Source organism: Shimia sediminis, from assembly GCF_003990645.1.
Lineage (GTDB): Bacteria > Pseudomonadota > Alphaproteobacteria > Rhodobacterales > Rhodobacteraceae > Shimia > Shimia sediminis.
In genome coordinates, this window is the sequence record NZ_RYZK01000003.1 from 25,772 (window position 1) to 39,264 (window position 13,493).

A 13,493-nucleotide genomic window follows, 5' to 3' on the forward strand; every position below is an offset into this window, starting at 1 on the left:
CCATGACTTTGCCAACTTCCCGCCGCACGTTCCTCAAGGCATCTGCCGCCGCCGCAACGGCGTCGGCTGCCGGGATCACACTGCCCAATGCTGCCGCGGCGCAGCTCGACGGACCCAATATCCGCTGGGACAAGGCCGCCTGCCGCTTCTGCGGCACCGGTTGCTCGGTTCTGGTAGGGGTAAAAGACGGCAAGGTGGTTGCCACTCAAGGTGACCCCGAGGCGCCGGTAAACCGCGGCCTGAACTGTATCAAGGGCTACTTCCTGTCCAAGATCATGTACGGCAAAGACCGCTTGACCACGCCGCTTTTGCGTAAGTCGAACGGCGTCTATGACAAGAACGGCGAATTTGAGCCTGTGTCGTGGGACGAAGCCTTCGACATCATGGCTGAAAAGTGGAAAGGCACCATCAAGGAAAAAGGCCCGACTGCCGTTTCCATGTTTGGCTCTGGCCAGTGGACCGTCTGGGAAGGTTATGCCGCCGCCAAGTTCATGAAGGCTGGCCTGAGGTCGAACAACATCGACCCCAACGCCCGTCACTGCATGGCGTCCGCGGTCGCCGCATTCATCCGGACTTTCGGTATCGACGAACCGATGGGTTGCTACGATGACCTCGAGCACGCGGATACCTTTGTGCTCTGGGGCTCGAACATGGCCGAGATGCACCCGATCCTGTGGTCACGCCTGACCGACACGCGCCTGACCAAACCGGGTGCCGAAGTGCACGTTCTGTCGACTTTCGAACACCGCTCTTTCGAGTTGGCTGACAACGGCATGATCTTTACGCCGCAGACCGACCTGGCGATCCTGAACTACATCGCGAACTACATCATCCAGAATGGTGCGGTGAACGAAGATTTCGTCAACAAGCACGTCAATATCACCAAAACCAACACCGACATCGGCTATGGTCTGCGCCCCAATCACGCATTGGAAGAAGCGGCTGCCAATCCTTCGCACGAAGGTAAGCACGGCAAGTTGACGCCGATCACTTTTGAGGAATATGCCGAGGCGGTATCGGAATACACGCTTGAAAAAGTATCAGAACTGTCCGGCGTCCCCGAGGCCAACCTGCTGCGTCTGGCCCAGCAATATGCTGATCCCAACCGCAAGGTGATGTCGCTCTGGACAATGGGCTTCAACCAGCACACCCGCGGGTCCTGGGTGAACTCGCTGATGTACAACGTTCACCTGCTGGTTGGCAAAATCGCCGAGCCGGGCAACTCGCCCTTCTCGCTGACCGGCCAGCCTTCGGCCTGTGGTACCGCGCGCGAGGTTGGTACCTTTGCCCACCGTCTGCCCGCCGACATGGTGGTCATGAAAGAAGCGCACCGCGACTTTGCCGAGGAAAAATGGGGCCTGCCCAAAGGTACCATTCCGGGCAAACCCGGATTCCACGCCGTGTTGCAGCACCGCAAACTGAAAGACGGTGACCTGAACTGTCACTGGGTCCAGTGCACCAACAACCTTCAGGCGGCGCCGAACCTCAACGAAGAAGGTTGGCCAGGGTATCGCAACCCGGACAACTTCATCACTGTGTCCGATCCCTATCCGACTGTCACAGCCTTGGCCGCTGACCTGATCCTGCCCACAGCGATGTGGGTCGAAAAGGAAGGTGCCTATGGGAACGCAGAACGCCGGACCCAGTTCTGGCGCCAGCAAGTGGACGCGCCGGGTGAAGCCAAGTCTGACGTTTGGCAAGTCATGGAGTTCTCAAAGCGCTTCAAGGTCGAAGATGTCTGGCCCGAAGAGCTGATCGCACAGAAACCCGAATACCGCGGCAAGACCCTGTTCGAAATTCTTTATGAAAACGGCAAGGTCAACAAATACCCGGTTTCCGAAGTGGCCGAAGGCTTCAACAACGACGAATCCAACGACTTTGGCTTCTATGTTCAAAAAGGTCTGTTCGAAGAATATGCCAGCTTTGGTCGCGGCAAGGCGCATGATCTGGCCGACTTTGACGTCTATCACAAGGCGCGCGGTCTGCGCTGGCCCGTGGTTGACGGCAAAGAGACGTTGTATCGCTTCCGCGAAGGCTATGACCCCTATGTCGAAAAGGGCACAGGTGTTCAGTTCTACGGCAAGCCGGACGGCAAGGCGAACATCATCTTTGCGCCTTATGAGCCAGCGGCAGAAAGCCCGGATGACGAGTATGACCTGTGGTTCGTGACCGGTCGTGTGCTCGAGCACTGGCATTCGGGGTCGATGACCCGTCGTGTGCCTGAACTGCACCGTTCGTACCCATCGGCCGTGGTCTACATGCACCCCGAAGATGCCAAGGATCGTGGTCTGCGTCGTGGTCAGGAGATCGAGGTCTCGACCCGCCGTGGCACGGTACTGTCCCGCGTCGAAACCCGTGGTCGGAACAAGATGCCCAAAGGTGTCGTGTTCATGCCCTGGTTCGACGAAGGCCAGCTGACCAACAAGCTGACGCTGGATGCGACCTGCCCGATCTCGAAAGAGACCGACTTCAAGAAGTGCGCCTGTAAAGTTGAACGCGCCTAACTTGCAGTAAGAAAAAGAGAGAAAACCATGTCCGCCCCTCAACGCAAATCCTCGCCCATGGACCGGCGCCGTTTCCTGAAGGACTCGGCACGCGGCGTGGCAGGCTGTGCGGTGGCGGGCATGGGACTTGCCTATCTGGTGTCGGACGCCCGCGCGCTGCCTGCGCAGGCGATCCGCCCACCCGGGGCTTTGGACGAGGATGACTTCCTCGCCGCCTGCATTCGCTGCGGTCTGTGCGTGCGGGATTGTCCCTATGACACGCTGAAACTGGCTGAGCTGGGGTATGACGGCCCTGCTACCGGCACCCCCTATTTTACCGCGCGCGATGTGCCCTGCGAGATGTGTGACGACATCCCTTGTGTTGTCGCTTGCCCCACCGGCGCGCTGGACCACGGCCTGACAAACATTGATGACGCCGACATGGGCGTGGCGGTTCTGATTGATCAGGAAACCTGCCTTAACGCGCTGGGCTTGCGCTGCGATGTCTGCTACCGCGTTTGCCCTGTCATCGACGAAGCCATCACCCTTGAGCGCCGCCATAACGAGCGTTCGGGTCACCACGCGATCTTCATGCCGGTTGTGCATTCCGACAAATGCACAGGCTGCGGAAAGTGCGAGAAATCCTGTGTTTTGCCGGACGCGGCCGCCATCAAGGTTTTGCCGCGCCGCATCGCCATGGCCCCTGCCGCCGATCACTACAAATTGGGCTGGGAAGACCGGAACCCGCTGGTTGATGAGCTGATTGACCTGCCTGATCGCTTGCCGGGACCCGGCACAGACAACCTTGTGGCGCCCGGTGGCTACGCCCCTGACGCCTTGCCCGATCCAAACATGGATGGCGGGTTTGCACCGTCCTATTCGCTCCCGAGCATGGGAGGGTCAAACTGATGAGTGACAAGACCAAGCTTCCCGTGGGTCAGGAAGCCATCGAGGAATTCGGCTGGCTTTACGCCCATCGCTTCCTGCTTTTGCGCCGTGCGTCGCAGGTGTTCTTCCTTGGCCTGTTCATGCTGGGGCCATGGTTTGGCATCTGGTGGGTCAAGGGTAACCTCTCGGGGTCGATGACTTTTGATGTCCTGCCGTTGACCGATCCGTTCATCACGCTTCAGGGTTTCTTTGCCCTTTACTGGCCGGAAACAACCGCACTGATTGGCGCGCTGATCGTAGGCGTTGCCTATGCCCTGATTGGTGGACGCGTCTATTGTTCGTGGGTTTGCCCGATCAACCCTGTCACCGATGGCGCGCATTGGATTCATGAAAAGCTGGGCATGCAAAAGGGTTGGCAGCCCAAACAGGGGACACGCTACTGGATCCTTACTATGGTGCTTGCGGTTTCGGCCCTGACCGGCACGATTGCCTGGGAGGTCGTGAACCCGATCTCGATGCTGCACCGTGGTCTGATCTTTGGCATGGGGTTCGCCTGGGCCTTTGTGCTGGCCGTGTTCCTGTTCGACATCTTTGTCTCGCGCCGCGGATGGTGCGGACACCTTTGCCCGGTTGGCACGTTCTATGGCCTCTTGGGCACCAAATCGGTCCTGCGCGTGTCGGCTGTCAAACGGTCCGACTGCGACGACTGCATGGACTGTTTCGCGGTCTGCCCCGAGATGCACGTCATCACACCTGCCCTGCGCGGCAAGGATGATGACACACCAATCATCCTTTCACCCGACTGCACCAATTGCGGTCGATGCATCGACGTCTGTGCCATGGACGTCTTCAAATTCACTCACCGTTTCGATGACACGCCCGCACCTGGACGCGTCCAACGAACAAGAACTCAACCTGCATCCGGGGCCAGCAAAGCCGCCTGAGCAAGCAACGGAGTATAAACCCATGAAGAAGCAAGCCCTTATCAGCGCCATTGCCGTATCGGCCCTGTTGGCCGTCGCGAGCTTTGTCACAGCGCAAGAGGTTCAATCCCTGCGCACCACACCTGTCGACGAGCAGAACATTGTCGAAGATGTTTTCCAGCAGGACAAGCAGCGCTTTGGTCGGAATTACCGCCAGCAGCCGCCGTTGATCCCACACTCGGTCGAGCAGTATCAAATCGACCTCAAGGCCAACCAATGTCTGCGGTGCCACGACTGGTCGACCGCAGGCGAGCGCAATGCGCCGACCCTGTCGATGACCCACTATCTGGATCGTGATGGCAATCAGCTTGATCGCGTTGCGGGAACACGCTGGTTCTGTAACCAGTGCCACGTGCCTCAGGTCGATGCCCCTGCCTTGGTGGATAACACCTTTAAGGCATCGAGCGGCAGCAACTGATCCGGCTGGATCCCTGTGCGAGGAATGAAACAATGACAAAATCCAACTCACCGGGCTTCATCCGCCGTCTCTGGAACTGGTTCTGGACACCGGCTGTTGCGGTAAGCTCCGGCTTTCTTTTGATTGTGGGATTCTTGGTTGGCATCCTGTTTTGGGGTGGCTTCAACTGGTCCATGGAAATGACCAACACGGAAGAGTTCTGTACGGGCTGCCACACCATGGAAACCAACCTTGGTGAATATCGTGAGACCATTCACTACAACAACCACTCTGGCGTGCGCGCGATCTGTTCGGATTGCCACGTGCCGAAAGAATGGAACCACAAGGTAAAAGCCAAGGTTATGGCGGTCAAAGACGTCTATCACGAGTTGATGGGCACGATTGCGACTCCGGAAAAGTATGAAGAGCATCGCTTGGCCATGGCAGCGCAGACCTGGAAAAAGATGAAGCAGTCTGACAGCCGGGAATGCCGGAACTGTCACAACTTCGAATACATGGACTTTACCATCCAGGAAGGCCGCGCAGCCAAGGAACACCAACGTGCCATCGACACCAGCATGACCTGTATCGATTGCCACCAGGGGATCGCGCACCAGCTGCCCGAAGGCTACCTGAAAGAGTACAACCGTGTGGTAGATGAACTGGGCTTGGAAGTGGATTCGCAGCAGGACGCCAAGTTTGACGCTGATGGCATTCGTGGCTTTCTTGGGCTCGGCTCCAAAGAAAACGCAGGAGGCTGATCAATGCTGAATTTACTGGGTACGATTGCAGGTAACATCCTCAGCCTTCCGGGGATTTTGGGTCTGGCTTTGGGCTTGACCACGCGCAACTATGTTGTTGCTGCTGTTCTGGGTGCCGTCGTTGGCGTGGGCGAAACGATGTTGTTTGCCAAATTCCAAACGGCCAACATCGATTTCCTTGAACTCTTCGTTGCCGTCGCAGTCGGCATACTCGCCGCGGCAGTCGGCTGCGCGATCCGGATCAAGGGAACCACAGTCTGACAGGGCAAACTAAAGTTGTCCGAAAAAAACGGGCCGCCCAGTTTGGGCGGCTCGACGAGTGTTCGGCCATCCCGTAAACAGGGGGGCGGACAACAATTCCAACCGCAGCTCGCTACACAGCTTTCGTTAGGGGACCCAAAGATGAACGTTGCATACACGCTTGCGCCGGGACGGGGCGAAACAAATCTGGTTCTAGGCGCCCTCTCTCAAACGCTGGCCGCTCAGGGCTTGCGGCTTTGCGGGACCGTTCAGATCGATACCGAGATTGATGCGGCCCACAAATGCGATATGGACGTCAAGGTCCTGCCGGATGGGCCAATGATCCGCATTTCGCAATCTTTGGGCAAAGACTCGCGCGGATGCCGGCTGAACCCGGATGCTTTGGAACAGGCCGTTGCGCTGACGAATGATGCCCTGGACGACGGAGCCGATCTGTTGATTGTCAACAAATTCGGCAAGCACGAGGCCGACGGGCGCGGCTTTCGTGACACGATTGGGCGGGCGTTGGAATTGGGCGTCCCCGTTTTGGTTGGCGCGAACAAATTGAATGTCGATGCTTTGGTTGAGTTCTGCGGCGGGTTGGCCGAACCTATCTCTGCAGACCATGATGCCCTGATGGCTTGGGTGAATGACTGTCTGGCCAAGGTGGATGCAGCCTAGCCCCTTGTGATCTTTGTCGTTATGCAGACCACATGAGGCGCAAGAACACATTCGAGATATTTGTCGCGACGGCACCTGGCCTTGAGCCGGCACTGGGCCGTGAAGTTCGTGAAAAGGGGTTTGAAAGATCGTCAAACCTCGCCGGTGGTGTTTCCTTTCGTGGTGATTGGAATGACGTATGGCGCGCCAATCTTGAACTGCGCGGCGCGACACGTGTTCTGGCACGGATCGGGGCCTTCCGGGCCATGCACCTTAGCCAGCTTGATAAGCGTGCGCGCACCTTTCCCTGGGGTGATATCCTGCGCCCGGATGTATCGGTTCGCGTAGAAGTCTCGTCACGTAAATCGAAGATTTACCATCAGGGTGCCGCAGCCGAGCGCATTGAAAAGGCAATCTCAGAAGAACTGGGTGCCCCAACCGGGCCCGACGGAGAGATTACTCTTAAGGTACGGATTGAAGACAACCTGTGCACGTTCAGCATCGATACCAGCGGCGAGTCCCTGCATAAACGTGGGCACAAGATTTACACCGGCAAAGCACCGATACGAGAAACCCTTGCCGCGCTTTTGCTGCGGCAGTGCAGGTTTGATGGATCTGAGCCGCTGGTTGATCCGATGTGTGGATCAGGCACTTTCGTGATTGAAGCGGCAGAACTGGCTGCGGGGTTGCAGCCGGGCCGCGACCGAACGTTTGCCTTTCAAAAACTTGCCAATTTTGATGCAGACGCCTTTCAGGCGATGCGACGATCAGAGCCAACGCACGAGCCAGAGCACCTGTTTTTTGGCTTCGACCGTGATGCGGGTTCTGTCCGCGGCGCCACCAAGAATGCCGAGCGCGCAGGTGTTGAAAAGCACACCGCGTTTTCAGAACAGGCGCTCAGCCATCTTGAAACGCCTTCCGGCGCGCCGGGACTGGTCATGGTAAACCCACCTTATGGCGCGCGGATCGGAGACAGGAAATCGCTGTTCTCTCTTTACGGAACGCTCGGCAAAATGCTCAAATCTCGTTTTCCTGGGTGGCGCGTTGGTATCGTGACAAGTGACGGAGGGCTGGCCAAGGCAACTGGGCTGGCCTTCATCGAGACTGGTCCACCAATTGCCAATGGTGGGTTGCGGGTCAAGCTGTACCAGACAGGACCAATTTGACGTGCAATGGCTGGCGAAGCCCGGCGAAAGCCGATAGCTTGCCCAAAAGATTTTCAGTGAGTGGCCGTGCAAAACTCAAAAATCATAGCCAGCCCGGACGAAGCGGGTTTCCGCAACCTGATTGACCGGAGACTGACCGTAATTCGCTATCAATTGGTGGCCAGCGGAGTGATCCGCGACCCGATTGTAATTCTGACAGTTCTGAGCAGTCTCAGCCGCTCGCTTTTGATGTTCTCAGTCAATGAGACCGCGCGCACCGCAGACGATGGCATGGGTTGGTCTGTCGTTGTCCTCGTTGTGTCAGCTTTGGCCATGCTGTCCATCAGCCACATGAATCGCGTGCGCGCGCACAGGCTGATCATCAAACTGAAAGAGGACCTGCGCCTGCGTCTGACCCGCAGCCTGTTACGCGCCAACATCGAATTTCTGCTCTCTGGCAAACATGGGCAGGTCTATTCAGCCATAACCGGCGAAGTGGACGAAGTCTCCGGAGCCATCATCAACTTGATCGAGGCGGCCGAGGCCGTTCTAATTGTCTCGATTGCGGTGCCCTATCTGTTCTGGATCTCACCCTACGCCGGTTTTGCAACTCTGGTTGCGATTTGCGTCGGTGTGTTTGGGTATTTTGTATTCGACCAGCCTGCGCGCAGACAAATGGTGTTGTCGTCGCGTATGCGGGCCGAGTTCTGTGATCGGGTGCGGGATATGCTGGCGGGGTGGAAAGAGGTGCGTCTGCGCGACACTCGCCGTCAGGATCTGGAAGACGAAACCCGGCGGGTGATCGAAGAGTTCGGCGCCTCTGCCAATCGCACACAACAGCTCTACTCCCTCAGCACAACCTTTGGGCAGGCCTCCACAATTCTGCTCCTGTGCTTCGTTGTCATCATTGTGCCACTGATGTCCGGCGGCGGCACTGAGGTCATGTTTCAAATTCTGACCGTTGTTTTCCTGGCCAGTGGACCAATCGAACACTTGTTTTCGGCCATGACGCGGATGTCGCGTGCCGAAAACTCTTACTACCGAATTCAGATTGTCGAGGCTGAGTTGAATGCCGCGCAATCCCCTGCTCTGAAGGGGGAAATCGTTCCACGCGAGCAGTTTGCGAACATTGAGCTTCGGGACGCCGTCGCGCACGTTTCGGAAGCTGGTCGCGAGGCTGATGAAGCTTTTGTCCTTGGACCCATTAATCTGAGTTTTGAACCCGGCGAAACCGTGTTCATTTGCGGCGGCAATGGGTCTGGGAAAACAACCCTCCTTAGCCTTTTGACCGGCCTGCGAAATCCTGACAGCGGTCAAATCCTGTTGGACGGAGAGGCCCTGACCGCCGAAACAAGAGCGAGTTTTCGGGAATTGTTCTCGGGTGTTTTCAGTGGCTACCATTTGTTCGATAGAACATTTGGTCTGACCGATGAAGAAGTTGCGCTTTTGCAAGAGCGCATTGCAGAACTGAAGTTGTCTGATCGCGTGTCAGTACATGAAGATCGGTTTTCAACCCTGTCGCTTTCTGCCGGGCAAAGCCGTCGACTGGCACTGGCCGTTGCCTTGGCTGAAAATCGCCCGATCATTGTTCTGGACGAGTTCGCGGCGGATCAGGACCCGGCAAATCGGGCCTTTTTCTACGACGTTTTGGTGCCTGAACTGGCAGCAGGGGGGCAGCTGGTGATCGCGGTCACCCATGATGACCACCAATTCGGCAAATGTGACCGTCTGATCAAGATGGAAGGCGGCCGGATTGTCTCGGATGAAAGGCAGGTGCGCGAAGTCGCAGGGGCGGCACAATGAGCGGACAAATGGTGCCGCGTCGCGATACGGCATTGATGATGTCTCTCTCGATGGTCTTGACGGGCGTCGTGATCGTTGCGGTCAACGTTCAGATCTACCTCGCGCGTTATCTATACGGTTACTACAATCCCGATGCGGTTTCCCGCCGCCCTGCAACGATCAGCCGGGCCATCTCGGACCCGCAGGTGGGCGAGCCCTTTGCAAACTGGATGTTGGTGTGCGCACCGCTTTTGGCGATTGGTGTCGCCTTGCTGATCATTTCCGCGTTGATCGAATTGCACCGGAACGGAGGGGCGCCAACCCAAAAAGAATGGCGCATCCTTGTTTTGCTTTGCCTGGTACTGATCGCACTACAGGTCTTTGCAGCCATTGGCATGGTGATGCTCAGCCAATTTCGATTTCCAAACGACAACAAGTTGCACATGAAGGGCAGCTACCTGTTCTTCTTTTCGCAGGCTTTTGTCGTGATGTTTGGTGAGTTTGTGTCGCGCCGTTTTGGCAAACTCCCCCAAGACAGAACACTGCTCTCGTTCGGGATGGCGCGGTTTCGCAAATTCTATGTTTGGGTGCCGATCTTACTTGGCGTGCTTTATCTGTCGTTGTTCTTCGCAAAAGACTTTGATCTGGGCGCAGTGAACCCGCCACTATACATTCTTTACACAACGACCGAACCGTTACTCCTCACGGCATATCTGGGGTACGTTCTGACATACCACGCCGATATGGGGGCCGCGGTCCGTCGTTATTTGCGGGCCTGATCTTCTTCTTTCAGCATTTCCCAGGCACGGCGCGCGCGTTGCAATGCTGTGCCATGCGACAAGAGTGCAAAAATCCCCATTCCCGTCAGAATGACACCGTCGCGCCACTGATCAAAAAAGCCAGCGACGATCAGGACGGTGCAGATAAAAATCACCCGTTCCAGACGCTCAAAGAAATCGGGCCAATCTTCATTACTGACGGGCATTTCTAAGGCGGTGCGCGCCTTGGCATAGCTGGTCAGAACGCTGCCTGAAAACGCCAGTAACGCAAGCAACCAGGCATCGTGCATGTAGGCCAGGGTGGCCAGAACGGCGAGCTCTTGATAGCGATCCACAACCGCATCGAAATACCCACCTGACAAGCTGCGCATGTTGCGTCGACGCGCGACGGCACCGTCCAGTGCGTCGAAAGCAAAGGCAACGGACAGTGTCAGCCCATAGATCAGCGGTGAGCCATGCCAAACATAGGCCAGCGAAGTGATCACGATCAGCAGCAACCCGGCCAAGGTCACCTGATTTGGTGTCCATCCGGCCCGCACCAGCGGCGTGGACAGGGATTCCCAGATCGGATCGATTTTGGATTTGATGAGGCCGTCAATCATGGTGCGCTCCTAGTCGCGGTAGCTACGAATGAGCTGACGGCGAATTCTCTCAAACTTTTCCCGCCGCAGGGCCATCGCGTCAACCCGCTCGGGCTTGGGTTCATAAAACGCGACGGTATTGTCACTCAGCCTTGCCGCAGCCTCGAACGTGCTGTCCGCCCAGCCCAACGTCTTGGCGGCCAGCGTTGCGGTGCCCAGTACTCCGGCATGCCGCGCCTCTCCCACCCGGATTTCACGGTTGAGCGTATTGGCGAGTGTTTGTCCAAAGGTCGGATTGCTTGCAACGCCCCCGACAAGTGATATCGGACCCGCACGCCGTACACCTTTTACCTTGGAGACGCTGTCAAAGGACCAAAGGATGTTCAGCGCGACGCCTTCAACCGCTGCCCGACGCAGAGCACGCGCATCGTGGTGCAATGACAGGCCATGAAACGTGCCGCGCAGCGTTTCATTGTCGACGGGCACGCGTTCACCGGCGAGCCAGGGCGCGAAATAGGGATCGTCATCCTGCGGTTCCCCCATATCCTCAAAGGCACCGGCAAGAGTTTCGCCGTCAGAATTACCACCGCTGATGTTCACGGCCCAGCTCAGCGCGGATCCGGCGTTTTCCTGGCTGGCAACCAGCAGTGGACGAAAGTCAAGACTGCTGGCAATTGTTGCATAGGAATGGCTGGCGTTCAGTCTGCGCCCGGTAACAAAGGCTGCAATCCAGGTGCTTGTCGCAACACTGATGTGTAGCGCGCCGTCTTCGACCTCGCCGGACCCCAAAGCAGCTGCTGTTACATCAGAGGTTCCGGCCAAAACCAACGTATCCGCAGATAACCCCAGCTCTGCCGACGCTTGCGGCGTCAGCTTATCTACCGGGGCATCAGCATCGACGATCTCGGGCAGTTTTTCGATTGGAACGCCGGTCATTTTGGTAAGCGTCGGCGACCAGCAATTGCGGCCTTGCCGAGAATCCAAAAGCCAGGTCAGATTGGCGCTTTCTGCGGCGGTGGTAAATCGGCCTGTCGCCCGGTGAACCAGCCAGTCTTTCACATCCAGAAACCAACGGGTCTTTTCGAAAACTTCCGGCTCATTGTGTTTGAGCCACAGCATTTTCACCGTTGGGTCCATACCATTCTTGGAAGGAGCACCATTGGCGATATGTAACCAGCGCAAAAGCTTACCCAACTGATACCCATGCGCCGACGGAAAGCCGCCAATCAGCGACTGTCCCAGCTTGGCAGCGCGTTTATCCAGCCAGGTCATACAAGGCAGAAGCGGACGACCATTTTCATCCGCGCAAATGACACCGCAAATCTGACTGCAAAACACCAAGGTCGTCGCGCGTTCAACCAGGTTTGGAACGTCCTGCCTCAGGCGTGTCACCGCGCGGGCAAGTGCGGCCCAGAGATCCGCCGGATTCTGTTCCGCCACACCCCCTGCCGCCAGGTGAATAGGGTATTCTTCCGTGGCCCTTGCCAACATGTTCATGTCGCCGTTGACGACCCCAACTTTGACAGACGAAGTGCCAAAATCGGCCGAGATCACAAGATCGCCCTGTTGCACTGATTTCCCCCGAATTCCTGGCGCCAAGCTGGCACAAATGACCCACCAAACGCAAGTTTTGCACCTGCGGCAAACGGTTCACTCCGCGCGAGAAATGGCCTGCTGAAAAACCTTTACCAAGCTTGGCCCTACGGTGGAAACATCGAAACTCTTGGCGTGGGTGGCTGCCCATGTCAGCAACTGGGACTGACGGTCAACATCGCGGGTCAGCTCAATGACCTTTTCGGCCAGCGCAGTCGGGTCCGATGGCGGTACCAACAAGGCTTCTCCCCCGCCAGAAAGTACAGTCTCATAGCCCGGGTTCGCCGCCGCAATAGGGAGCGCGCCTGCCGACATTGCTTCGATCAATACCAGCCCAAAGCTCTCGCCGCCGATCGCGGGCGCGGCAAAAAAATCGCCGCTTGCAACCAGCTTTGGCGCTTCGTCGTCCGAAGGAGGCGGCAGAAACTGCACGCGCTGTAGAGCTTGTTCCTGTGTGAACTGAATCAATTCCTGCTTCAAACCACCATCCCCCGCAATCGTAAGCTGGGCCTCGGGCAAGGCCGCCGCAATACGCGCCCAAGCCTCAAGCAAAACGCGCGCACCTTTGCGCTCTTCCAGCCGTCCCATGAAAACGACGTGGGGTCCGCCCTGTTTCGGTACCCGTGCGGCACTCCACCGGCTTAGGTCTATTGCAGGAGGCGAGATTTGTGGGACCGGGTCGAACCCCAATGCCTGCCACTGTGATTGCGGCGCCCTGCTCGGAACCAGAACCGCATCAAGGCGGCGATTGAAATACCGGGCCGCGCGATGAATATACCAACGAAACGGATCAAAGCCTGATCCCTCGGGAAGGGTGGCGTGAAACGTCGCAACCGAGGGAATGCTCAAGCCTCGCCAGACCTGCCAGGCCAACATGGGCGTCCATGGTGTGTGCAAGTGCATCACCTCAGCGCCCCAGTTCCGTAGATCATCGAGACAGCTGCGCACCTCGCGTCGCCCCGCACGGCTGATTTCAAATGCCGTACCGTGCAGCTTCATTGTTCTGAAAGACCCAAGCGCCATGCCGCCCTCCAGGTCTCCGGTACCGGGGGGTGACACAATTCGGACCTCGTGCCCTTCATGTCGCAACCAAATGGCCAAGTCGCGAATGTGGGCCTGCACGCCTCCGGGGCGGTCCATTGAATACGGGCTGACCTGGACAATTTTCATCTGACTTCGGTGACCCGTTTCTTGCGAATGC

The 13,493-nt window shown here is 57.4% G+C and carries 13 protein-coding genes; 10 read left to right on the plus strand and 3 right to left on the minus strand.

Annotation, left to right across the window (positions count from 1 at the left end; translation table 11 throughout):
• Nucleotides 1-2 precede the first annotated feature (2 nt).
• The 10 genes from napA to EK369_RS08170 all read left to right on the plus strand — a co-directional run bounded on the left by napA (nt 3) and on the right by EK369_RS08170 (nt 10,118).
• Nucleotides 3-2,504: a nitrate reductase catalytic subunit NapA gene (gene napA / locus EK369_RS08125; RefSeq protein ID WP_127113360.1), complete on the plus strand. Its 2,502-nt coding sequence runs from the start codon at nt 3-5 to the stop codon at nt 2,502-2,504.
• Between the two features lie 27 nt (nt 2,505-2,531).
• Nucleotides 2,532-3,392 carry a ferredoxin-type protein NapG gene (gene napG, locus EK369_RS08130; protein ID WP_127113362.1) on the plus strand — a complete coding sequence of 287 codons (861 nt, stop codon included), beginning with the start codon at nt 2,532-2,534 and terminating at the stop codon, nt 3,390-3,392.
• A complete protein-coding gene (gene napH, locus EK369_RS08135) occupies nt 3,392-4,315 on the plus strand; it encodes a quinol dehydrogenase ferredoxin subunit NapH (RefSeq protein ID WP_127113364.1) in 924 nt (307 codons plus the stop codon). The genes napG and napH overlap by 1 nt, the downstream gene beginning before the upstream one ends.
• A 22-nt stretch (nt 4,316-4,337) precedes the next feature.
• On the plus strand, nt 4,338-4,772 hold the full coding sequence (locus tag EK369_RS08140) for a nitrate reductase cytochrome c-type subunit (RefSeq protein ID WP_127113366.1): 435 nt from the start codon (nt 4,338-4,340) through the stop codon (nt 4,770-4,772).
• Nucleotides 4,773-4,804: 32 nt separating this feature from the next.
• Entirely contained in the window at nt 4,805-5,512 is a 708-nt protein-coding gene (locus tag EK369_RS08145; protein ID WP_127113368.1) for a NapC/NirT family cytochrome c, read from the plus strand.
• 3 nt (nt 5,513-5,515) lie between these two features.
• On the plus strand, nt 5,516-5,773 hold the full coding sequence (locus EK369_RS08150; protein WP_127113370.1) for a hypothetical protein: 258 nt from the start codon (nt 5,516-5,518) through the stop codon (nt 5,771-5,773).
• Between the two features lie 141 nt (nt 5,774-5,914).
• Complete coding sequence (locus EK369_RS08155) at nt 5,915-6,433, plus strand: DUF2478 domain-containing protein (RefSeq protein WP_127113372.1); 519 nt, start codon at nt 5,915-5,917, stop codon at nt 6,431-6,433.
• Nucleotides 6,434-6,465: 32 nt separating this feature from the next.
• Nucleotides 6,466-7,578: a THUMP domain-containing class I SAM-dependent RNA methyltransferase gene (locus EK369_RS08160; protein ID WP_127113374.1), complete on the plus strand. Its 1,113-nt coding sequence runs from the start codon at nt 6,466-6,468 to the stop codon at nt 7,576-7,578.
• Nucleotides 7,579-7,644: 66 nt separating this feature from the next.
• A complete protein-coding gene (locus EK369_RS08165; protein ID WP_164726926.1) occupies nt 7,645-9,360 on the plus strand; it encodes an ATP-binding cassette domain-containing protein in 1,716 nt (571 codons plus the stop codon).
• Entirely contained in the window at nt 9,357-10,118 is a 762-nt protein-coding gene (locus tag EK369_RS08170) for a Frag1/DRAM/Sfk1 family protein (RefSeq protein ID WP_127113378.1), read from the plus strand. Before EK369_RS08165 ends, EK369_RS08170 begins: the two co-directional genes overlap by 4 nt.
• Here EK369_RS08170 and EK369_RS08175 read toward each other — a convergent pair.
• The 3 genes from EK369_RS08175 to EK369_RS08185 form a co-directional block, all read right to left on the minus strand.
• A complete protein-coding gene (locus tag EK369_RS08175) occupies nt 10,103-10,720 on the minus strand; it encodes a CDP-alcohol phosphatidyltransferase family protein (protein ID WP_127113380.1) in 618 nt (205 codons plus the stop codon). The two genes, EK369_RS08170 and EK369_RS08175, sit on opposite strands and share 16 nt — an antisense overlap.
• 9 nt (nt 10,721-10,729) lie before the next feature.
• The gene (locus tag EK369_RS08180) at nt 10,730-12,271 is read right to left on the minus strand and encodes a xylulokinase (RefSeq protein WP_127113382.1); all 1,542 of its coding nucleotides are present in this window, start codon (nt 12,269-12,271) and stop codon (nt 10,730-10,732) included.
• A gap of 78 nt (nt 12,272-12,349) precedes the next feature.
• A complete protein-coding gene (locus EK369_RS08185; RefSeq protein ID WP_164726928.1) occupies nt 12,350-13,462 on the minus strand; it encodes a glycosyltransferase family 4 protein in 1,113 nt (370 codons plus the stop codon).
• Nucleotides 13,463-13,493: the final 31 nt, after the last annotated feature.

Excerpts from the sequence above, each read along its gene's own strand:
- napA (WP_127113360.1), top strand. The coding sequence starts at position 3 with ATGACTTTGCCAACTTCCCGCCGCACGTTCCTCAAGGCATCTGCCGCC.
- napG (WP_127113362.1), top strand. The coding sequence starts at position 2,532 with ATGTCCGCCCCTCAACGCAAATCCTCGCCCATGGACCGGCGCCGTTTC.
- napH (WP_127113364.1), top strand. The coding sequence starts at position 3,392 with ATGAGTGACAAGACCAAGCTTCCCGTGGGTCAGGAAGCCATCGAGGAA.
- EK369_RS08140 (WP_127113366.1), top strand. The coding sequence starts at position 4,338 with ATGAAGAAGCAAGCCCTTATCAGCGCCATTGCCGTATCGGCCCTGTTG.
- EK369_RS08145 (WP_127113368.1), top strand. The coding sequence starts at position 4,805 with ATGACAAAATCCAACTCACCGGGCTTCATCCGCCGTCTCTGGAACTGG.
- EK369_RS08150 (WP_127113370.1), top strand. The coding sequence starts at position 5,516 with ATGCTGAATTTACTGGGTACGATTGCAGGTAACATCCTCAGCCTTCCG.
- EK369_RS08155 (WP_127113372.1), top strand. The coding sequence starts at position 5,915 with ATGAACGTTGCATACACGCTTGCGCCGGGACGGGGCGAAACAAATCTG.
- EK369_RS08160 (WP_127113374.1), top strand. The coding sequence starts at position 6,466 with ATGAGGCGCAAGAACACATTCGAGATATTTGTCGCGACGGCACCTGGC.
- EK369_RS08170 (WP_127113378.1), top strand. The coding sequence starts at position 9,357 with ATGAGCGGACAAATGGTGCCGCGTCGCGATACGGCATTGATGATGTCT.
- EK369_RS08175 (WP_127113380.1), bottom strand. The coding sequence starts at position 10,720 with ATGATTGACGGCCTCATCAAATCCAAAATCGATCCGATCTGGGAATCC.
- EK369_RS08185 (WP_164726928.1), bottom strand. The coding sequence starts at position 13,462 with ATGAAAATTGTCCAGGTCAGCCCGTATTCAATGGACCGCCCCGGAGGC.